The sequence below is a fragment of the Rhizobium sp. B21/90 genome, assembly GCF_019355815.1.
GTDB lineage: Bacteria > Pseudomonadota > Alphaproteobacteria > Rhizobiales > Rhizobiaceae > Rhizobium > Rhizobium rhododendri.
The window spans coordinates 31,572-50,807 of the sequence record NZ_CP072165.1 but is presented as its reverse complement, the minus strand read 5'-3'; the positions used below and the strand labels follow the sequence as shown (position 1 = coordinate 50,807).

Here is a 19,236-nt window from a genome sequence, read left to right as displayed (position 1 = left end):
CGGTTAGCTGGGCTCACATGATAAAGATTTAGAGACGGTGATCATTAAAAGAGAGCAGGAAATCCTAAGAATTCGCACTTGGCGCGTTCAGGAACCATCGCTTGATAAGCGGGACGACATGTTTACTGCGGTAAACTTCTCCACCGGTCATATGTGTCCAGAGCCATCGTTAACGATAAAGCCCTTGCCCGCCAGTGAGAATCGGTCTCAAATGCGCTTTGAGAAGCCAAGTAGCTTACAAAACGCATTTGCGAGAAAATTAGATGAATATGGCAGCAACGCTCGGAAAGCCTATTTCGGAGGTCGACCAGCTTATCATCGGCCAAGCCCGAGAGCTGTCCGACAAGCTGAAGCAGCACCGGCTCGAGATGTTTCCGCCGACCGCGCAGAAGACGCTCAGGCAGTTTCATCTCAGCGAAGCCGCGCATTTTCTTGGCGTCACCAGTGGCCATCTGCGTAACCTGTCGCTCGAATCAAAGGGGCCGCTGCCGCAGGTTACACCATCAGGCCGTCGCTCCTACACGGCGGAGCAATTGCTGGAGATGCGTCAGTATCTGGAGCAGAATGGTCGCGCCGGCCAGCACTACGTACCGCATCGCCGCGCCAAGGACCATCTGCAGGTCATTGCGGTCGTGAATTTCAAAGGCGGGTCGGGCAAGACAACCACGGCGGCCCACCTCGCCCAGCATCTGGCTTTGACCGGGCATCGCGTTCTGGCCGCCGATCTCGATCCGCAGGCCAGCCTTTCGGCGATCCACGGCTTCCAGCCCGAATTTGATCTCGATGAGAACGAGACGCTTTATGCTGCGATCCGTTATGACGAGCGTCGGAGACCGCTTAGGGAAGTCGTGCGGAAAACCAATTTTCCGGGTCTCGACATCGTGCCGGGCAACCTCGAACTTATGGAGTTCGAGCACGATACACCGCGTATCCTGGCGCAGGGGCAGGGCAACGACTACGGGCGCATCTTTTTCGCACGGCTGGACGAGGCCTTGTCATCTGTATCCGACGATTACGACGTCATCGTTATCGACTGCCCTCCCCAGCTTGGATTTCTGACAATGAGCGCGATTTGCGCCGCCACGGCGGTGCTCATCACGGTACATCCGCAGATGCTCGATGTGATGTCCATGTGCCAATTCCTGCAGATGCTCGGGGAAATCCTGAACACCTTGAAGGGTGCGGGCGCCGATATGAACCTCGACTGGATGCGCTATCTCGTGACGCGCTACGATCCGACCGATGGACCGCAAACGCAGATGGTGGCGTTCATGAGATCGATGTTCAAGCAGCACGTCCTCACCAACCCCATGCTGCGAAGCGTTGCGATCTCCGATGCTGCGCTTACCAACCAGACCCTCTACGAAGTAGATCGCAGCCAGTTCACGCGCACCACATACGACCGTGCGTTGGAATCGATGGAGGCTGTGAATGCTGAGATCGCCGCGCTGGTCCACAAAGCATGGGGTCGCTGATTATGGCCAGGAAGAACGTCCTTTCCGGATTGATTTCCGAACCCGAGGCAAAGTTTACTGCGGTAAACTCCAGTCAACAGACCTCCGTGCCTGAGCGCCAGACGAGCGGCTACAAGGGCGTTGGGGCACTTGGCGCAGTGACACGCAGTATCGACGCGCTTGCAGCCAAAGCCGATGCGGCCAAGGCGATCGAGGCAAAGCTCACGGCCGGCGAGGTGGTCATCGAGCTTGATCCGGATATGATCGAGGACTCCTTCGTGTCCGACCGCCTCGTGCAGTTGGATGCCAAATTCGACGAACTGGTCGAAGCAATACGTCTACGCGGCCAGGATTCACCGATTCTCGTGCGTCCTCACCCATCCCGAGACGGCAGATACCAGATAGCCTTTGGCCATCGCCGTGCTCGCGCCGCAAAGACACTGGGCCGCCCTGTCCGGGCTGTCGTCAAGAAGCTGGACGATCGCGATCATGTCATCGCGCAGGGCCAAGAAAACAGCGCCCGGGCAGATTTGTCCTTTATCGAACGCGCCATGTTTGCAGGTCGGCTGGAGAAGCGAGCCTTTGACCGCGAAACGATCATGGCCGCGCTCAGCGCCGACAAGACTACGGTTTCGAAGATGTTGTCGGTCATCAACCGCATCCCCACCGCGGTTGTTGATGCAATTGGACCGGCCTTGGCTGTTGGCCGCGACCGTTGGCATGACCTGGCGACGCGTTTCGACACGCCCGAGAATGTCATGCGAGCGGGTGAATTTATCACGCGTCCGGAATTTCTTGGTGCCGTAGCAGACGACCGCTTTGATTTGTTGAGCGCATTTCTTGCAGGACGGGGAGAGGCGAGGTCTGCGACCGTCGTGAAACCTGTTTCGGAGTGGCGCGAGCAAAGCGGTGCTGCAAAAGCGGAAATCAAGGCTGGTGGCAAGAAGTATACGATTGCCTTGAAGGCGGAGAACGGTCCGGCCTTTGGCGCTTATATCACCAAAAATCTTGATCGGCTTTACCAGGCCTTTCAGGAAGAGACCAAGTTGGAAGCAGGAGACTAAACGCAAAAGAAAAAGGCCCCCAAACGTTGCCGTCGTGGAAGCCCTTCTCGTAGTTGGCGCTTAGAGAATCACATTTCCACGAATCTTAGTCAAGAGTCTTTGGCACCAAATTGGGTGAGCGGATTTCTTTTGCCTTGAAAAAGGTGAAGGACGATGCAGACCGGACATATATCGACGCCCTTTGGTGGGCGTTCGATGACGCTTGGCATGCTGGCAAGCCAGTACGACGCGAGTGAGATCGACGCTGACGCCTCGGTCGACAAATGGAAGTTATTTCGAGCGCTGTGCGAAGCGCGGCAGATGCTCGGGGTCAGCGATCGCGCGCTGGCTGTTTTGAACGCATTATTGAGTTTCTACCCCGGTAACTTGCTTTCGGCAGCCAACGGACTGGTGGTCTTCCCTTCCAATGAGCAATTGGCCTTGCGTGCCCACGGTATAGCGCCTGCGACATTGCGCAGACACCTTGCCGCTCTCGTAGAGACAGGCCTGCTTATCCGCCGGGATAGCCCGAACGGCAAGCGCTACGTCCGCAGGGGCGGCGATGGTGAAGTTGCGCAGGCTTTTGGTTTCAGTATTGCTCCGCTGATCTCCCGGGCTGAAGAAATCAATGTGCTGGCGGCTGAAGTGGTCGCCGAACGTCAATTTCTCCGTGTCACGCGAGAAAAGCTCACATTGTGCCGACGCGATGTCGGCAAACTGATCGAGACGGCCATGGAGGAGGGCGCACCTGGCGATTGGGCAAGCATACACGAGCACTTTCGACGCTTGGTGACGCGGATTCCTCGACTGCCGACGGCAGCAGACATCGAACCGATTCTGGAAGAGATGAGCATGTTGCGTGATGAGGTCGTCAACCTACTGGAAACATGCCTGAAAACACAAAAACAAAGCGGCAATGAGTCCCGAAACGAGCAGCACATACAAAATTCAAAATCCGAATCTAACACTGAACTTGAACCAGCTTTAGAAATAAAGCAGGCCGACGCTGAGGGGGCAGAGCAAAAGCTAAGCCTTGTGCCTGTTACACAAGACCAGCGGGATAATAGCAGCCAACCGGTGGAGAGCGGCGGCAGGCAATTTACGGATCTGGGCGGTTTGAAGTCCTTTCCGCTCGGCCTGGTGCTTCGGGCTTGCCCCGAGATTGCGATGTATGGCCCGGGAGGAACGATCTCGAGTTGGCGCGACATGCTGACGGCCGGCGTTGTGGTCCGATCGATGCTCGGCGTCAGTGCCAGCGCCTATGAGGAGGCCTGCCAGGTCATGGGACCGGAGAATGCGGCAACTGTCATGGCCTGCCTGCTGGAAAGATCCGGTCAAATCAACTCGGCCGGCGGCTATCTGCGCGACTTGACCAGAAGGGCGGAACGAGGGGAATTTGCCATTGGGCCAATGCTCTTGGCGCTGGCTCGTAGCCATGGCGCAGAAGACAGGAGGTCAGCATGATTGCCTTCGCCCCGCCTGCACCGTTAAGCTTCACGTGGATAGCATGCCGGTATATGGCGGACTGCTCTGTACTTTTGAACGGAGACCACGTATATGCCGGGCTCATGAAGAGGCCTGCGACGTGCTGGCCGCGGCGATCTGCGCCTTCCGGGTTTTTTTCTGCCGGCGCGAACACCGAATTCCGAAAGACCAGATATGACTGAATTCGAAGGCATCGTTCCTCCGATTGCGCAGGCGTTGACCAAACGCGGTTACGAAGCGCTCACCCCCGTGCAAAAGGCGATGCTTGATCCCAAGCTCGGCAATTCGGACGTTCTCGTTTCCGCGCAGACAGGCTCGGGCAAGACCGTGGCATTTGGCCTCGCTCTTGCCACGACGTTGCTTGGCAAGGGTGAACGCTTCGGCCAGGCTGGTCGTCCGCTGGCGCTGGCGATCGCTCCGACCCGCGAATTGGCTCTGCAGGTGCAGCGCGAACTCGAATGGCTGTTCGAACTGACCGGTGCCACGATTGCTTCCTGCGTCGGCGGCATGGATATGCGAACAGAGCGACGTACGCTCGATCGTGGCGTTCATATCGTCATCGGTACACCTGGCCGCCTTTGCGACCATATTCGCCGTAACTCGCTGGACATTTCCGAGCTGCAGGCTGTTGTCCTCGACGAGGCCGATGAAATGCTCGATCTCGGCTTCCGCGAAGATCTTGAGTTTATCCTCGAGAATTCGCCAGCCGAGCGACGCACGCTGATGTTTTCGGCCACCGTGCCGCGCTCGATCGCGGCGCTTGCCAAAAGCTACCAGCGTGATGCAGTGCGTATCAGCACCGCCGCTGAGACGAAGCAACATGTCGATATCGAGTATCGCGCCCTGACCGTCGCCGGAAGCGACCGCGAAAATGCGATCATCAATGTCCTGCGCTTCTACGAGGCGCCGAATGCCATCGTATTTTGCTCGACGCGCGCAGCCGTCAACCATTTGACAGCCCGTTTCAACAACCGTGGTTTCTCGGTCGTTGCCCTTTCCGGCGAACTCAGCCAGAGCGAGCGCACTCACGCGCTGCAGGCTATGCGTGACGGGCGCGCCCGCGTTTGTATCGCCACCGACGTCGCCGCTCGTGGTATCGATTTGCCCGGTCTCGACCTCGTCATCCATGCGGATCTGCCGACCAATCCGGAAACGCTGCTGCACCGCAGCGGTCGCACAGGCCGTGCGGGTCGCCAGGGCGTTAGCGCCATGATCGTGCCCACCAGCGGTCGTCGCAAGGCAGAGCGTCTGCTCGAGGCTGCGCGTATTAATGCGACATGGGCAAAGCCACCGTCGGCCGACGATGTTACGCGCCGTGACGATGAACGTTTGCTCGCCGATCCCTTGTTCACCGAAGCCGTTCGCGAAGACGAGATTGATTTCGTCAAGAAGCTGCTGGAGCAGCACAGCGCCGAGCAGGTGGCTGCTGCGTTCCTGCGCCAATATCGCTCTGCACACTCCGCGCCTGAAGATCTGCTCGATGTTGCGGTCCCTGACGACCGCAAGAAGCCACGCCGCGATGAGTTTTCTGCGCCCCGTGACGACCATCCTGCCGAGACGCGCGCCGACTTCACCGATGGCAAATGGGTTTCGCTATCGGTTGGGCGCAAGCAGAGTGCAGAACCACGCTGGTTGATTCCGATGATCTGCCGTTACGGCGACCTGACGAAGCGCGATATCGGCGCGATCAGGATGCAGCCTGACGAAACGTTCGTGGAGTTTTCGGGCGAGGCGGCAGAGCGTTTCCTTGCTGCGATCGGACCGAACAAGACACTGGAGAAGGGTATCCGCGTCAAGGCTCTCGACAGTGCGCCTGAAACCGGACGCCAGAGCCACGATGGCCCGAAGCGCAGTTTTGCGGAAAAGAACAACCGTCCGCGGACGGACGCCAAGCCTGCAGCGAAGTTCGAGCGCAGGTCTGAAGGTGCACCGGCAGCACCGGGTGAAAAGAAGCCTTGGAGCAAGAAGCCTGATTTTGCACGCGATGGCGCGAGGCCAGCTGGCGGTAAGCCGAAGTTCCAGAAAACCACGTAAAAGCGGCGCTGATTTTCAAATATTTCGAGTAAGCTGAAGGCCGGGTTTCCGGCCTTCTTTTTTGCGTGGCCGTCAGGTCCGCAATTCTTAGAGAGCCTGAAGCTGTTCGGCAGAAGATTTCCCGGACCGCTTGTCCTGGACGATTTCGAAGCTGACCTTCTGGCCATCCTTCAATGTTCCGAGGCCCGAGCGCTCGACAGCGCTAATATGCACGAAGACGTCTGCGCCGCCGTTGTCAGGCTCGATGAAGCCAAAACCCTTGGTGCTGTTAAACCATTTCACAGTGCCGGAAGCCATTTCGTAGTTCCTTCTAGTCTTGTTTTCCATGTGCCGTTTAGAAGCGGCGTTGTGACCAATATTGAAGCGCCATGACGTTGCATCAGCGCGCTTGCAATAGACCATTTGTAGAGGTAGGGCGTCGAAATGCGGTTGCAAGATGGCAATTTGCACCGTCGATATGGGACGCCTGTTGCTTAGTCCCGGATTGAAACATATCGACGGTAGGGCGGAGTTCGAGCTCAAAGGTATTGTGAGCTCGGAAAAGTTCAGCGTACAACCACAGGGGCCCTTCCCCATTTATGGTTAACCAACTGTTACGGAAGTAATTTACTTGCTAGGTTCGTATACAGAAGAAAATATCGCTTTTACAAAGATATAGCAGTGTGCGAGACCGCTAAAACCTAAGCCCGCTTTGAGATCGATGGCACCAGCTGTCGGATTCGTCGATTCCCTTCTTTCTATCCACTACCTTCACGCGCCTTATTTGCCAGGAACCAACTGAAGCTTGGAGACGTTTATCGGCTCGTGAAATTAAATTGATGTGTGGAGTTACTGTGGAGCAGCGCGACGACTGGCACCTGACCGACAGACTCAACTACGCGCATGGCAGGGGAGACCCCTTCGCCGCAGCAGTGCGCGCGACGAGGATGCCGATGGTCATCACCGACCCGTCTCAGCCCGACAACCCGATCGTCTTTTGCAACGAGGCGTTCCAGGCACTGACCGGCTACGCGCAGCACGAGGTGCTAGGTCGGAACTGCCGTTTCCTCCAGGGTCCGGAGACAGACCGTTCTGCGGTTTCAAAAATTCGTTCTGCAATCGCCAGCGGAGAAAGCGTCTCCGTCGAATTGCTTAATTATCGAAAAGATGGATCGACATTCTGGAACGCTCTGTATCTCAGCCCCGTGCGTAACGACCTCGGCGAAATTCAGTTTTTCTTTGCCTCGCAGCTTGATGTGACCAAGCACGTGGCTTTCAGCCGGACGGTCCTCGAACAGGCGGCTTTGGTTGAAAAGGAAGTCGAGCGACGGACTGCTGAACTCGAAGCGGCTCTCGAGGCAAAGACGGTGTTGCTTCACGAGGTAGATCACCGCGTCAAGAACAACCTGACGATGATTGGCTCATTGCTGAGGCTTCAGGCGCGGACGATCGGCGACCCGGTCATTACGTCGAAGCTGGAAGCGATGATGGAGCGGATCGATGCGCTGGCGACGGTGCACCGGACCCTCTACCAGTCCGGCGACGTGACAAAGTTCGACATCGGCGAATTCGCCACGAAACTGGCGGAGGATGTCATCGGGTCGAGCGGGAGAGGGGACATTGTGCTGAAATGCGATGTTGACCCCATTCTCGTGCCGGCCGGCAAGGCATCCTCCCTCGGCCTGGTTCTGAACGAGATTCTCACCAACGCCATCAAGCACGGCCTTCGCGATGGCCGGGCAGGGACGATTGCGGTTACCGGCCGCTCCGAGGGAAGCAGGGCGACGATTACTGTCGAAGACGACGGTATAGGCATGCCGAGTGAGCCGCCGACAGGTTTGGGTCGTACCCTTATTAACAGACTTGCCAGACAGACGGACGCGACGGTCGACTGGTCGACGCTATCGGCCGGCACCCGCGTGACGCTGTCTCTGCAGAACGGGAATTAATCGATGGAACGCCCCAAGCCGCCCTTGAGTGTCCTGATCGTCGAAGATGAAGCCCTCCTTGCCATGGATGTGGGAATGATGGTCGAGGATGCTGGGCATACCGTCATAGGCGAGGCGGCATCGCTCTACGAGGTGGAGGAACTGGAGCCCCCTAAGGCCCCAGACATTGCCTTCGTCGACATGCAACTCGCCCGCAACACGACAGGGCTGGATGTGTGCGCGCATATCCAGAAGCGCTGGTCCCACACGATCATCATTTTTGTGACGGCGAATCCCAACAAGATACCGGACGATTTCGCGGGAGCCCATGGTGTCATCCCGAAGCCATTCTCCCGTCACGGCTTTATGAACGCTCTGTGGTATCTCCAGGAAAGCGTCTGCAGACCGCCGCCCAATGCCGCCCTTCCGGGCAGCTTCCTTGCGTCTCCCCACCTTGCTTCCACGTGGTGAGAACAGAGCTGAGGTCTTGCACAACAACGACAGCGCTGCAGCAGTGCGTACCTACGGGACAAGCGCATATTGCCTTGCGTTGCGGAGAGAGCGCCGTTAGCTTGCGTTTATGACATCACCAAGCACGGCAAACATGCTCAACCGCCTGATAAATCATCTGGACAGTCGAGATAGGGAATTGCTGGTTCCGCACCTGATACCGGTCACGCTGCCGCGACTTCTGGTGATGGCCGAGCCGCATGTCCCGGCCGATTACAGCTATTTTCCGGAAACGGGCATCGGGTCGATCATAGGTATTTCGCCGGCTGGCAGCGAAGTCGAAGTTGCCATTTTCGGTCGCGAGGGCATGTCACCGCCGAACAGCCTGTTCGAAGACACCCAAGCGCCGTTCAAGGTGTTCATGCAAGTGGAAGGCCACGGGCACAGCATCAAAAACGAAATCCTGTTTGACCTGTTGGCAGAGAGCCGCTCTCTCCGACGAACTCTCAGCCGCTATGCCCAGACGTTGTTCGTCCAGACAGCCTATACGTCGCTTTCCAATGCCACTCACTCTGTCGAGAAGCGGCTTTCGCGCTGGCTGCTGATGGTCCATGACAGGTCAGAGGGAGCTGCCTTGCCCCTGACGCACGACTTCCTGTCTTCCATGATGAACGTCAGACGCCAGAGCGTAACGGACTCGCTGCACGTGCTTGAAGGCGAGCATTTCATTTCGAACACGCGCGGCTTGGTCACAATCAGAGACCGGGATGGGCTGCAGGCTTTCGCGGGCGATGCGTATGGAGTTGCCGAAGCGGAATTCGAGCGGCTTATCGGAAGCATGAGATAGCTATCCGGAACCAATTCGTCCGATACAGTTTTGTCCTGTATGGCGAGATTTTACTTTCATATCCGGGAAGGCGACATAGTGATCGAGGATCCGGATGGCTCCGAGCTACCGGATCTGCATGCAGCAGAACTGGAGGCTGCACTTTCAGCGCGTGCCCTTGTCGTCGAGCGCATTCTGGCCGGCAAATGCATTGGCGACAGAATTCTGGAAGTGGCGGACGGCACCGGCCGGGTCCTCGCAACCGTCAATCTCCGGTCATCCGTCGGCATTTAGAGCCTCCGAGCTAACGCCACGGCCCGCCGCGCATTCTCCTTACAAGCTACCAGCACAAAAAAACGCCCCCCGAATCCGAAGGGCGTCTGTTTTTGTTGCACGCTTCTGGATTAGTCGAGCAGTTCGGCTGGGACCTTGCCGCCATTCTCAGACAGTTTCTGCAGCAAAGCCTTGTGCAAGAAAGTATTCATCTTGGCGCTGTCATGGACGTCTCCCTGGTAATGGAGTTCAGCTGCGAGCTCCTTGCGTTCTTCAAGGCTGGCGTCCATGCCGAGTGCCTTCATAAGGTCGACGATGGAGTGTTTCCAGTCAAGCTTCTGGCCGGACTTCTGAACAGCGGTATCGAGGATCGGGGCGACGTCAACGGACTGTGCGGGGATGGATGCCGATGGCGCGGATGGTGCCGGTGTGGCGGCGCTGGGGGCGGGATTTGAAACCGGGGTTGCCGCCGCGGTCGTGCTGGCAGTCGATGCCTGTGTTGTGCCTGCAGCCTGCGCCTGGCCGAAAATGGCGTTCTTGATGCGGTCGAAAATGCTCATGGGATATCCTCCGTTGTTTGCTTGCACATCCACAACGCAAGAGGGTCCTCACCGTTCCGTGATGAAGAGCGCCGGCTAGGAGATATGGTCATCGCAGATGGTGAAGCTCTGGTGTCGTGATTGGTAGATGATCAATGCAGATTGGGCACTCAACCACATCAAGGCGTCAAAAAAGTATCTTTAATAGATCTGCGCTGAGGTAGAGGCCCCGGCAAATGAGGGATATCGTTGTGGCAAGCGTTGGATCTGCGAAATTGGAGGTTTGCAGATTTTGCCAGGAAACTGGAAGGCGTGAGTGGGAGGAGTAAACATGCAGCCGGATCTCGAACTGGTTCACATCCGCAAGGGCGAGTCCTTTGCCGCGTGGAAGCACGGATACCCGTTTCGCACGGTGCGCTGGCATTATCACCCCGAATACGAGATCCATCTGGTCGTTGCGACGTCCGGGCAATTTTACATCGGCGACCACATCGGGCGGTTCGAGCCTGGCCAGTTGATCATGACCGGCCCCAATCTTCCCCAGAACTGGATTTCCGAGATCGCAGCGGGCGAGATCGTCCCAACGCGCAATCTGGTTATCCAGTTTCCCGAAAAACTAATTCAGGATTGCATTGCCAGTTTGCCAGAGATGGAGGCGCTCGGACCGCTCCTGAAACGCAGCAGTCGCGGACTGCTGTTCGATCCGGCTGCCGGCGTGGAAGTACAGCCGTTGATGGAGCAACTGATCGAAGCGCAGGGTATGAAGCGGCTGGCGCTGTTCTGGGAGATCCTCGACATCCTCGCCCGTGCCCCCGAACCGGAAGTGCTTGCCAGCCTGAGCTATGAACTCGACCTCCCAAGCATCAACGACTGTGGCATAAACCGCGCCATCGCCCATCTGCGGGACCACTTGACGGACGACATCGACGAGCGCGAACTGGCCGATCTCGTCGGACAGAGCCCCAGTTCTTTTTCGCGCGCTTTCAAACGCCACACCGGCACGACGCTGGTGCGCTACAAAAACCAGCTGCGCGTGGATCTCGCCTGCCTGATGCTGCTGACGCAGCCGGAGGTGAAGGTCGCCGAGGTCTGCTTCGAGATCGGCTTCTCGAACATATCCAATTTCAACCGGCATTTCCTCAAGCAGAAGGGAATGTCGCCATCGCAATTCCGCACGACGTTTGCTGCCAACGGAGAGCTGATGGCGGCGGAGTAACAGCGAAAACCCGATACCCCGGAAGGGGTTTGCATTCGGAAGGCATGGTGCCTTCCGGAAAGGGACAGGCTTTGCCTGTCGTCATCTAAGGGAGGAAGACCGAGATGAAGAAGACTTTGATCGCGCTATCGATTGCGACCTTGGCAATGGCCACCGCGCCAGCCATGGCGCAGGACGCCAAGCTCAAGATCGGCATGACGTTTCAGGAGTTGAACAACCCCTACTTCGTGTCAATGCAGGAGGCTCTCAAGGAAGCCGCGAAAAGCATTGGCGCCGACGTTGTCGTCACCGATGCCAACCATGACGTCGCCAAGCAGATTTCCGATATCGAGGACATGTTGCAGCAGAAGATCGACATCCTGCTGATCAACCCCACGGATTCCGCCGGTGTCGAATCCGCCGTCAAGATGGCAAAGGATGCGAACGTCATCGTCGTCGCCGTCGATGCCAATGCCAACGGCCCGGTCGACACCTTCGTCGGCTCGAAAAACAAGGACGCCGGCTACCAGTCCTGCCAGTTCCTAGCCAAGTCCCTGAATGGCACCGGCGAAGTCGCCATTCTCGACGGCATTGCCGTCGTGCCGATCCTACAGCGCGTCGAGGGCTGCAAGCAGGCGCTTGCCGAATTCAGCGGTATCAAGCTGGTCGATACGCAGAACGGTCGCCAGGATCGCTCGGTTGCGCTCGGCGTCGTCGAGAACATGATCCAGTCGCATCCTAACCTAAAGGGCATCTTTTCGGTCAACGACGGTGGTGCGATGGGCGCGCTCTCGGCCATCCAGGGATCCAACAAGGACATCAAGCTGACCTCCGTCGACGGCGCTCCCGAAGCGGTCAAGGCGATTGCCGACGGCACGGCCTTCATCGAAACGACGGCGCAATTCCCGCGTGACCAGGTGCGTGTCGGTCTTGCCATGGCGCTCGCCCAGAAGTGGGGAGCCCGCGTTGTGCCGAAGGAAGTTCCGATCGACGTGAAGCCTGTGACCAAGGAAAATGCTGCCGGCTTCAGCTGGTAATCGATGTAGGCGCGCCCCTGCCACCTCGCGGGAGCGCGCCATCCATTCAAACGCGGGAGCGAGCGATGCTGGAATTGAAGGGTATCAAGAAGAGCTTCGGCAGGATTGCGGTCCTGCACGGGGTCGACCTGACCGTTCGCGCAGGTGAAATCCATGCTCTCCTCGGCGAGAACGGTGCGGGAAAGTCGACGCTGACGAAGGTGCTGTGCGGCATCCTGCAACCGAGCGAGGGGGAAATCTTCATCGATGGCGAGCGTCACCGCTTTGCCGATTACAACGAGGCGATCGACAACGGTATCGGCGTGGTGTTCCAGGAGTTCTCGCTGATCCCCTATCTCGATGCTGTCGATAACATGTTTCTTGCCCGCGAGCTGCGTAGCTCCGTCGGCCTGTTGAAGCGCGGCGCCATGCGCAAGCGCGCGGCCGAAATCCTCGCTCAACTCGGCATCGATATACCCCTCAACGTGCCGGTCCGTACTCTTTCCGTTGCCGAGCAGCAGTTCGTCGAGATCGCCAAGGCGCTGGCGCTGAATGCCCGGATACTGGTGCTGGACGAGCCGACAGCAACGCTGACGCCATCCGAGGTCGAGCATCTCTTCAGGGTAATGAGGGGCCTTCGGCAGCAGGGCGTCGCCATCGTTTTCATCTCGCACCACCTCGAAGAGATTTTCGAGATCTGCGACCGCATCACGGTGCTCCGCGATGGGGAATATGTGACCTCCTGCGATGTCAGCGAGGTCGACCAGCACCGCCTCGTCGAATTGATGGTCGGCCGGCGGATTGAAAACAGCTTTCCGCCGAAACCTGTCATGAATGCAAACCCTCTGGTCGTCCTCGACGTCAAGGCGGTACAATTGGCGCGGGGAGGGCCGGTATCCAGTTTCCAGCTGCGTTCAGGCGAGATTCTCGGTTTTGCCGGGCTGGTCGGCTCCGGCCGGACGGAAACGGCGCTGGCGATGATCGGTGCCCACCGCGCCGCCCGCTGCGAGCTGTCGCTCGATGGCGTCGAGAGACGGTTTACCGATCCAGCGGAGGCGCTTGCAAGCGGCATAGGGCTGCTGCCTGAAAGCAGAAAGGAACAGGGGCTGATCACCAGCTTCTCTATCCTCCATAACGTTTCGCTGAATAATTACGGCAAATATCTATTCGGGCATTTCTTCATCGATCGCCGTCGCGAGCTTGAGGATACCGTCTCCGCGATGGCACAGGTGCAGGTCAAGGCGCAGGGGCCGATGGCGCGCGTCGATACGCTCTCCGGCGGCAATCAGCAGAAGGTGGTCATCGCCCGTTGGCTCAATCACAACATGAAAGTGCTGATCTTCGACGAGCCGACACGCGGCATCGATGTGGGCGCCAAGACAGAAATCTACCAGCTGATGCGCGAGTTCACCACGCGCGGATATTCCATCATCATGATCTCCTCCGAACTGCCGGAAGTCATCGGCATGTCCGACAGGGTGTGTGTCTTTCGGTCAGGCGGCATCGTCGCGACAGTCGAAGGCTCAGCCATCAATGCCGAAGAGATCATGATCCACGCTACCACCGGGAGGATAAAAGATGTCGCATGATGGGATCGCTGAAAGCGATACTCGCGCCAAAGGCGCAGCAATTTCCGCATTCAGATCGCTTATTCACTCGCCTTTGGCGCTGCCGCTGGCCGGGCTGGTCGTCGTGTCCATCCTGATGGGCTTTGCGTCTGACAGCTTTTTCTCGGTGTCGAATATCCTGAATGTATTCCGCCAGGTCTCCGTCGTGGCGATCCTCGCGGTCGGCATGACCTTTGTCATCCTCACCGGCGGCATCGACCTTTCCGTCGGCGCGGTCATGGCGCTGGCGGGAACGATGGCTGCGGGCCTTATGGTCCATTTCGGCCTGCCGGGCTGGGTGGGGCTGTTGGCCGGGATGGTTCTCGGCATCGGGCTTGGGATTTTCAACGGCCTGCTGGTCGCTTGGGGACGCATGCCGGCTATCATCGTCACCCTGGCGACGATGGGGATCGCCCGTGGTATCGGGCTCATCTATTCCGGCGGCTATCCGATTTCGGGCTTGCCGTCCTGGATTTCCTGGTTCGGCGTCGGCCGCGTCGGCATCGTCCCGGTGCCTGTCATCATCACGGTCGTCATCTATGCACTCGCCTGGGTGCTGCTCGAGCGCACGCCGTTCGGCCGCCATGTCTACGCCATCGGCGGCAACGAACTGGCAGCCAAGCTATCCGGCGTGAAGACTGCCAGGGTCAAGCTTGCTGTCTATGCCATTTCCGGCCTGACTGCCGGCCTGGCTGCGGTGATCCTCACCGGACGCCTGATGTCCGGCCAGCCAAATGCCGGCGTCGGCTTCGAGCTGGATGCCATTGCAGCAGTCGTTCTCGGCGGTACCGCCATTGCAGGCGGTCGCGGGCTCATCATCGGGACCCTGATCGGCGCTGTGCTGCTGGGCATCCTCAGCAACGGCCTCAACCTGATGGGTATCAACCCCTATCTGCAGGATATCATCCGGGGCTTTATCATCCTGCTCGCCATCTACATCGCCCGCGAGTGGCGCTGACCCGTAACCATATTGATAATTCAGGACATAAAGGAGAGCACGAATGTCTCAGTCACTTGAAGGAAAGATTGCCGTCATCACTGGAGCCGCTTCGGGGATTGGCCTTGCCACCACGGAAAAGTTGCTGGCCGCCGGCGCCTGGGTCGTCATGGTGGATTGGAACGAGGAGAGCCTAAAGGAACTGACGGGTCGTCTCGGCGCAAAGGCTATCGCCCAGGTGACGAACCTGCTGGATGCCGAAAGCTGCGCTGCGATGGTGCCGGAAATCCTGGAGAAGGTCGATCACATCGACATCCTTTATTGCAATGCGGGCACCTATATCGGCGGCGAGCTGACGGAGACGACTGGCGAGGCGATCGACAAGATGCTGAACCTCAACGTCAACGCCGTGATAAAGAACGTCCATGACGTTGCCCCGCACATGATCGAGCGCGGCACCGGCGACATCGTCGTCACCTGCTCGATTGCCGGCCACTATCCGACCTATTGGGAGCCGGTCTATGCCTCCTCGAAGTGGGCGATCACCTGCTTCGTCCAGACCATGCGTCGCCAGATGATTCCGCATGGCATTCGCGTTGCCCAGGTATCGCCCGGTCCCGTCGTCTCGGCGCTGCTGGCCGACTGGCCGGAAGAAAACCTCCGCAAGGCGAAGGAATCCGGAAGCCTGATGGACCCGAGCGAAGTTGCCGATGCGGTCGAATATATTCTCACCCGCAAGCGCACTGTGACGATCCGCGACATGATCGTCCTTCCGACGAATTTCGACCGGGTGTAAGACGGCTGAAGGCGAGTTCGCAGAGCGTGGAGGAATGATATGACGAGGTTCTTGATCGGCGTCGATGTCGGCACCGGTTCGGCACGGGCAGGCGTGTTCGACCGCGAGGGCTTGCTGCTCGCTCATGCCAAACGGGATCTGGTGATCTTCCGAGACGATTCCGGCCATGTCGAGCAATCGAGTGCACAGGTTTGGCAGGCCGTCTGCGAGGCGGTTTCCGAGGCTGTCGCTTTGGCGGGCGTCGATCCGGCCGATGTGGCGGGGATCGGCTTCGATGCGACCTGCTCGCTTGTCGTCGATGGTGCCAGCGGCGGGGTGGGGGACAGTGCCCATCCCGAGCGGGACATCATCGTCTGGATGGACCATCGCGCCCTCGATCAGGCCAGCAGGATCAATGCCACCGGACACGAGGTTCTGTCCTATGTCGGGGGCACGATTTCGCCGGAGATGGAGACGCCGAAGCTGCTCTGGCTGCGCGAGAACCTGCCCGAGATCTACCGCTCAGCGGTGAACTTCTTCGACCTCACGGACTTCCTGACCTGGAAGATGACCGGCGCCCTCGACCGGTCGTCCTGCACCGTCACCTGCAAATGGACCTACCTGGCGAAGGACAACCGCTGGGACGAGAGCTTCTTCCGCCAGATCGGGCTGGAAGATCTCGTCGAGGATGGCTTTGCCAGGATCGGCCGGAGCGTCGTTCACCCCGGCACTGCCCTTGGCCGGGGGCTGACCGCCGAGGCGGCTGCACTCATGAACCTGCGGCCCGGCATTGCCGTTGCGGCAGGCTTGATCGACGCTCATGCCGGCGGCATAGGCACCGTAGCGGCGAGGGGAGGGGCGGAAGACCCGACCTTATGCCTCGGATATGTGTTCGGGACGTCGTCCTGCACCATGACAACCACCGCAGAGCCTACCTTCGTGCCCGGCGTCTGGGGCCCCTATTATTCGGCCATGGTTCCCGGCATGTGGCTCAACGAAGGCGGACAATCCGCAGCCGGCGCTGCAATAGACCAGCTCGTCAGGATGCATCCCGCCAGTCCGGAGGCAACCGCTATGGCGGCGCGCGAGGGCAAGAGCCTGCCGCAATGGCTGGCGGATCGGGCGCTCGCCTTGTCAGCCGTGGTATCTGAGGCTGTCCGTCTTGCCGATCATCTGCACGTGGTGCCCGAGTTCCTCGGAAATCGCGCGCCATTTGCCGATCCGCAGGCCCGTGCGGTGATCATGGGGCTCGGCATGGAGACGGGCTCCGACAGTCTCGTTGCGCTCTACATCGCCGGCATTTGCGGACTTGGCTACGGCTTGCGCCAGATCGTCGATACGCAGGCCGCCAAGGGCGTGGCGATCCGGACGATCTCGGTATCGGGCGGCGCAGGGCTGCATCCTCTCATTCGCCAGATGCTGGCCGATGCAACCGGAATGCCGATCGAGGTGACCGCTTGTCCCGAGCCGGTGCTGCTGGGGTCGGCGATGCTGGGTGCGGTTGCTGCTAACGTCTATCCCGACCTGCAGGCAGCGATGCCGGCCATGTCCGTCATCGCCTTGCAATGCCAGCCGGCGACCGGGCCCATCCGCGCGCTGCACGATAGACGATACCGCGCTTTCCTGGACCTGCAGGCGGTCAGCCGAAAAATCCGCACTGAAGCCGAGCCGCTTTCCCAATAAGTTTTGTGCCTGAGGAGGAGACAGATATGCAGTTTGCCGGGAAATCCGTCATCATCACCGGCGCAGGCAAGGGCATCGGCCGCGCCTGCGCGAAAATCATGGCGGAGCGGGGCGCCGAGGTCATTGCACTCAGCCGCACGGCGTCCGATCTGGAAAGCCTGCGAGAAGAAGTCGGCGGACGCTCGATTGCCGTCGATCTCGCCGACCCGGCTGCGACACGGGCGGCGATGCGGGAAGCGGGTACCGCCGATTTCCTGATCAATAGCGCCGGTATCAACGTGCTCGAATCGAGCTTCGACATGACCGAGGAGGGATACGAGGCGGTCATGGGCATCAACCTTCGTGCCGCCCTCATCACCTGTCAGGAGTTTGGCCGGGCGCGTGTCGCAGCCGGGGGCGGCGGCGCCATAGTCAACATCACCTCGATTGCGGGCCATCGCGGTTTTGCCGAGCATCTTTGTTACGCCGCCTCCAAGGCCGGGCTGGAAGGCGCCACGCGGGTCATGGCCAAGGAGTTCGGCCCGCACGGCATTCGCGTCAACGCAGTCGCCCCGACGATCACGCTAACGGAGCTTGCCCTCAGAGCCTGGAGCGACCCTGTCAAGTCGGAGCCGATGATGGTGCGCCATCCCATCGGGCGCTTTGCCGAAGTCGAAGACGTCGCACGGACCATCGCTATGTTGTTGTCGGAAGACACGGAAATGGTCACCGGCGTGGTCTTGAATGTCGATGGGGGATTTCTCGCAGTCTAGGCGAGGCGTCATACCCGATACTCCATTTTTTCAACCGCAAGATGCCCGGCATCTTGCGGTTGACCTTGCTCACTCCAGCCCCACATCGATTTGGTCTGTATCGTTTATTCAAAATAGATTTTCGTGGGGAATAGGTTTGATGGGATATCTGAAATCCTTGGTTCTGGCGGCGGGGGCCGCACTCTTCGCACTCGGTGCGCAGCCAGCTCTGGTGTGGCAGCCAGCCTACGCGCAGGACGCCAGCGCGTCGGTCAGCGCCACTCAGTTGGCGGTGACCAAGATGAACGCCTACGTCAAATTCATGAACGACACGCTTCGCGCGACGGACTCGCTTCAGCGCTATCGCTTGTGGGTCAACATGAGCAAGGGACCGACCGGCAAGGAGAGGACCATTTACGGTCTCTACTCTCTGTACGATGTCGGCCAGCAGATCGATGTGGTTAAAAAAGCTGCTGTCTCCGAGCCGAAAATGCCCGACCTCGATGCCGCCATGATGGCATATCTCGATGCCTATCAGAAGCTGGCGCCGGTGATCGAAAAGGCCAACACCTATTACGAGCGCGGTGACTACAAGGTGGATAAAATGGAAGGCGGCAAAGCCCTCCATAAGGATATCGCACCGCTAGGCGCCGCTTACGAAGCGCGCCGGAAGGACGCAGAGACCGCCTTGCGCGTAGAAAAGCAAAAGACCGATCTTGCTGCTCTGGCGGCCATCGAAAAGGCTGAAGGCAAGAAGGCGGCCTGGCAGGTTCGCAACACCATGATGCATGCCGAAACGATGATCAATCTCCTGCCGAATGCAGAAAACCCCGTAGTCGACATGCAGGCCTTCAAGACAGCACTGGACGGTTACACGGCCGCGACGACCGAGTTCGACGATTTTTCCTCGGCGAACCCCGGCGCATTCATTGGCTTTGAATCGCGGCCCGATACCATGCTTCGGAGATGCGTGACTTTTATACACTGCTGGAAAAAGCCAAAGGCGACGCTCGCAAGGGAGCCGGTGAAAGTCTCGAGAAAATTGTCTCTGACTACAACCTGATGGTCGAGATGTCAGATACCGCAGTCTCTGATATGGCCCGATAGGGACAGACAAGACAGTTGCTTTGCCGATCGTGACAACGGATCGATGGCAGGCTGCCCACCTGTCGCAATAACGGGACCCCGGAGGCTCTGGTCGTCACTGGCCGGGGCCATGCTCTCCCTCGGTTGATTGAGATCAAGCTGGCTGGTCGGGGTGCATGCTACTTGGCGATAACC

The 19,236-nt window shown here is 58.9% G+C and carries 18 protein-coding genes; 16 read left to right on the top strand and 2 right to left on the bottom strand.

The genetic code is table 11. From position 1 onward, the window contains the following. Positions 1–263 precede the first annotated feature (263 nt). From repA to J5278_RS28240, 4 genes are all read left to right on the top strand, one after another. Positions 264–1,475, top strand: a complete 1,212-nt coding sequence (gene repA, locus J5278_RS28255; protein WP_209185645.1) for a plasmid partitioning protein RepA — start codon at positions 264–266, stop codon at positions 1,473–1,475. 2 nt (positions 1,476–1,477) lie between these two features. Next, positions 1,478–2,518 (top strand): plasmid partitioning protein RepB, encoded by a 1,041-nt coding sequence (gene repB, locus J5278_RS28250; protein WP_209185644.1) that lies wholly within the window; start codon positions 1,478–1,480, stop codon positions 2,516–2,518. A 153-nt stretch (positions 2,519–2,671) separates the two neighbouring features. Continuing rightward, positions 2,672–3,961: a plasmid replication protein RepC gene (gene repC, locus J5278_RS28245; RefSeq protein ID WP_209185643.1), complete on the top strand. Its 1,290-nt coding sequence runs from the start codon at positions 2,672–2,674 to the stop codon at positions 3,959–3,961. A gap of 195 nt (positions 3,962–4,156) precedes the next feature. Continuing rightward, the gene (locus J5278_RS28240; protein WP_209185642.1) at positions 4,157–6,016 is read left to right on the top strand and encodes a DEAD/DEAH box helicase; all 1,860 of its coding nucleotides are present in this window, start codon (positions 4,157–4,159) and stop codon (positions 6,014–6,016) included. Between the two features lie 87 nt (positions 6,017–6,103). Here the strand turns inward: J5278_RS28240 and J5278_RS28235 are convergent, their stop codons facing one another. Beyond that, positions 6,104–6,313 (bottom strand): cold-shock protein, encoded by a 210-nt coding sequence (locus J5278_RS28235; protein ID WP_111221169.1) that lies wholly within the window; start codon positions 6,311–6,313, stop codon positions 6,104–6,106. A 536-nt stretch (positions 6,314–6,849) separates the two neighbouring features. Between J5278_RS28235 and J5278_RS28230 the strand changes: the two genes are divergently transcribed. From J5278_RS28230 to J5278_RS28215, 4 genes are all read left to right on the top strand, one after another. Beyond that, a complete protein-coding gene (locus J5278_RS28230; protein WP_257623514.1) occupies positions 6,850–7,944 on the top strand; it encodes a histidine kinase dimerization/phosphoacceptor domain -containing protein in 1,095 nt (364 codons plus the stop codon). A 3-nt stretch (positions 7,945–7,947) separates the two neighbouring features. Next, positions 7,948–8,394: a response regulator gene (locus J5278_RS28225; protein WP_142824953.1), complete on the top strand. Its 447-nt coding sequence runs from the start codon at positions 7,948–7,950 to the stop codon at positions 8,392–8,394. A gap of 109 nt (positions 8,395–8,503) precedes the next feature. Next, positions 8,504–9,220 (top strand): Crp/Fnr family transcriptional regulator, encoded by a 717-nt coding sequence (locus J5278_RS28220; RefSeq protein ID WP_224127988.1) that lies wholly within the window; start codon positions 8,504–8,506, stop codon positions 9,218–9,220. Between the two features lie 39 nt (positions 9,221–9,259). Further along, positions 9,260–9,493, top strand: coding sequence for a hypothetical protein (locus tag J5278_RS28215; RefSeq protein WP_374109222.1), 234 nt, complete (start codon positions 9,260–9,262; stop codon positions 9,491–9,493). Positions 9,494–9,603: 110 nt separating this feature from the next. Here the strand turns inward: J5278_RS28215 and J5278_RS28210 are convergent, their stop codons facing one another. Continuing rightward, the gene (locus tag J5278_RS28210; RefSeq protein ID WP_209185640.1) at positions 9,604–10,032 is read right to left on the bottom strand and encodes a DUF3597 domain-containing protein; all 429 of its coding nucleotides are present in this window, start codon (positions 10,030–10,032) and stop codon (positions 9,604–9,606) included. 310 nt (positions 10,033–10,342) lie between these two features. Between J5278_RS28210 and J5278_RS28205 the strand changes: the two genes are divergently transcribed. From J5278_RS28205 to J5278_RS28170, 8 genes are all read left to right on the top strand, one after another. After that, entirely contained in the window at positions 10,343–11,227 is an 885-nt protein-coding gene (locus J5278_RS28205; RefSeq protein WP_209185639.1) for an AraC family transcriptional regulator, read from the top strand. A 104-nt stretch (positions 11,228–11,331) separates the two neighbouring features. Continuing rightward, positions 11,332–12,243: an ABC transporter substrate-binding protein gene (locus J5278_RS28200; RefSeq protein ID WP_209185638.1), complete on the top strand. Its 912-nt coding sequence runs from the start codon at positions 11,332–11,334 to the stop codon at positions 12,241–12,243. A gap of 65 nt (positions 12,244–12,308) precedes the next feature. Beyond that, positions 12,309–13,811: a sugar ABC transporter ATP-binding protein gene (locus tag J5278_RS28195; RefSeq protein ID WP_209185637.1), complete on the top strand. Its 1,503-nt coding sequence runs from the start codon at positions 12,309–12,311 to the stop codon at positions 13,809–13,811. Next, a complete protein-coding gene (locus J5278_RS28190; protein WP_142824959.1) occupies positions 13,801–14,787 on the top strand; it encodes an ABC transporter permease in 987 nt (328 codons plus the stop codon). Before J5278_RS28195 ends, J5278_RS28190 begins: the two co-directional genes overlap by 11 nt. Before the next feature lie 43 nt (positions 14,788–14,830). Beyond that, entirely contained in the window at positions 14,831–15,562 is a 732-nt protein-coding gene (locus J5278_RS28185; protein ID WP_209185636.1) for an SDR family oxidoreductase, read from the top strand. Between the two features lie 39 nt (positions 15,563–15,601). Beyond that, positions 15,602–17,224 carry an FGGY-family carbohydrate kinase gene (locus J5278_RS28180; protein ID WP_209185635.1) on the top strand — a complete coding sequence of 541 codons (1,623 nt, stop codon included), beginning with the start codon at positions 15,602–15,604 and terminating at the stop codon, positions 17,222–17,224. 26 nt (positions 17,225–17,250) lie between these two features. Continuing rightward, the gene (locus tag J5278_RS28175) at positions 17,251–17,976 is read left to right on the top strand and encodes an SDR family oxidoreductase (RefSeq protein WP_209185634.1); all 726 of its coding nucleotides are present in this window, start codon (positions 17,251–17,253) and stop codon (positions 17,974–17,976) included. A 139-nt stretch (positions 17,977–18,115) separates the two neighbouring features. Continuing rightward, positions 18,116–19,018 carry a YiiG family protein gene (locus J5278_RS28170; protein WP_209185633.1) on the top strand — a complete coding sequence of 301 codons (903 nt, stop codon included), beginning with the start codon at positions 18,116–18,118 and terminating at the stop codon, positions 19,016–19,018. Positions 19,019–19,236 lie beyond the last annotated feature (218 nt).

Coding starts and splice junctions, on each gene's coding strand:
- J5278_RS28200 (WP_209185638.1), top strand. CDS start 11,332: ATGAAGAAGACTTTGATCGCGCTATCGATTGCGACCTTGGCAATGGCC.
- J5278_RS28205 (WP_209185639.1), top strand. CDS start 10,343: ATGCAGCCGGATCTCGAACTGGTTCACATCCGCAAGGGCGAGTCCTTT.
- repC (WP_209185643.1), top strand. CDS start 2,672: ATGCAGACCGGACATATATCGACGCCCTTTGGTGGGCGTTCGATGACG.
- J5278_RS28240 (WP_209185642.1), top strand. CDS start 4,157: ATGACTGAATTCGAAGGCATCGTTCCTCCGATTGCGCAGGCGTTGACC.
- repB (WP_209185644.1), top strand. CDS start 1,478: ATGGCCAGGAAGAACGTCCTTTCCGGATTGATTTCCGAACCCGAGGCA.
- J5278_RS28170 (WP_209185633.1), top strand. CDS start 18,116: ATGGGATATCTGAAATCCTTGGTTCTGGCGGCGGGGGCCGCACTCTTC.
- J5278_RS28215 (WP_374109222.1), top strand. CDS start 9,260: ATGGCGAGATTTTACTTTCATATCCGGGAAGGCGACATAGTGATCGAG.
- J5278_RS28225 (WP_142824953.1), top strand. CDS start 7,948: ATGGAACGCCCCAAGCCGCCCTTGAGTGTCCTGATCGTCGAAGATGAA.
- J5278_RS28185 (WP_209185636.1), top strand. CDS start 14,831: ATGTCTCAGTCACTTGAAGGAAAGATTGCCGTCATCACTGGAGCCGCT.
- J5278_RS28175 (WP_209185634.1), top strand. CDS start 17,251: ATGCAGTTTGCCGGGAAATCCGTCATCATCACCGGCGCAGGCAAGGGC.
- J5278_RS28180 (WP_209185635.1), top strand. CDS start 15,602: ATGACGAGGTTCTTGATCGGCGTCGATGTCGGCACCGGTTCGGCACGG.
- J5278_RS28190 (WP_142824959.1), top strand. CDS start 13,801: ATGTCGCATGATGGGATCGCTGAAAGCGATACTCGCGCCAAAGGCGCA.
- J5278_RS28220 (WP_224127988.1), top strand. CDS start 8,504: ATGACATCACCAAGCACGGCAAACATGCTCAACCGCCTGATAAATCAT.
- J5278_RS28210 (WP_209185640.1), bottom strand. CDS start 10,032: ATGAGCATTTTCGACCGCATCAAGAACGCCATTTTCGGCCAGGCGCAG.
- repA (WP_209185645.1), top strand. CDS start 264: ATGAATATGGCAGCAACGCTCGGAAAGCCTATTTCGGAGGTCGACCAG.
- J5278_RS28195 (WP_209185637.1), top strand. CDS start 12,309: ATGCTGGAATTGAAGGGTATCAAGAAGAGCTTCGGCAGGATTGCGGTC.
- J5278_RS28235 (WP_111221169.1), bottom strand. CDS start 6,313: ATGGCTTCCGGCACTGTGAAATGGTTTAACAGCACCAAGGGTTTTGGC.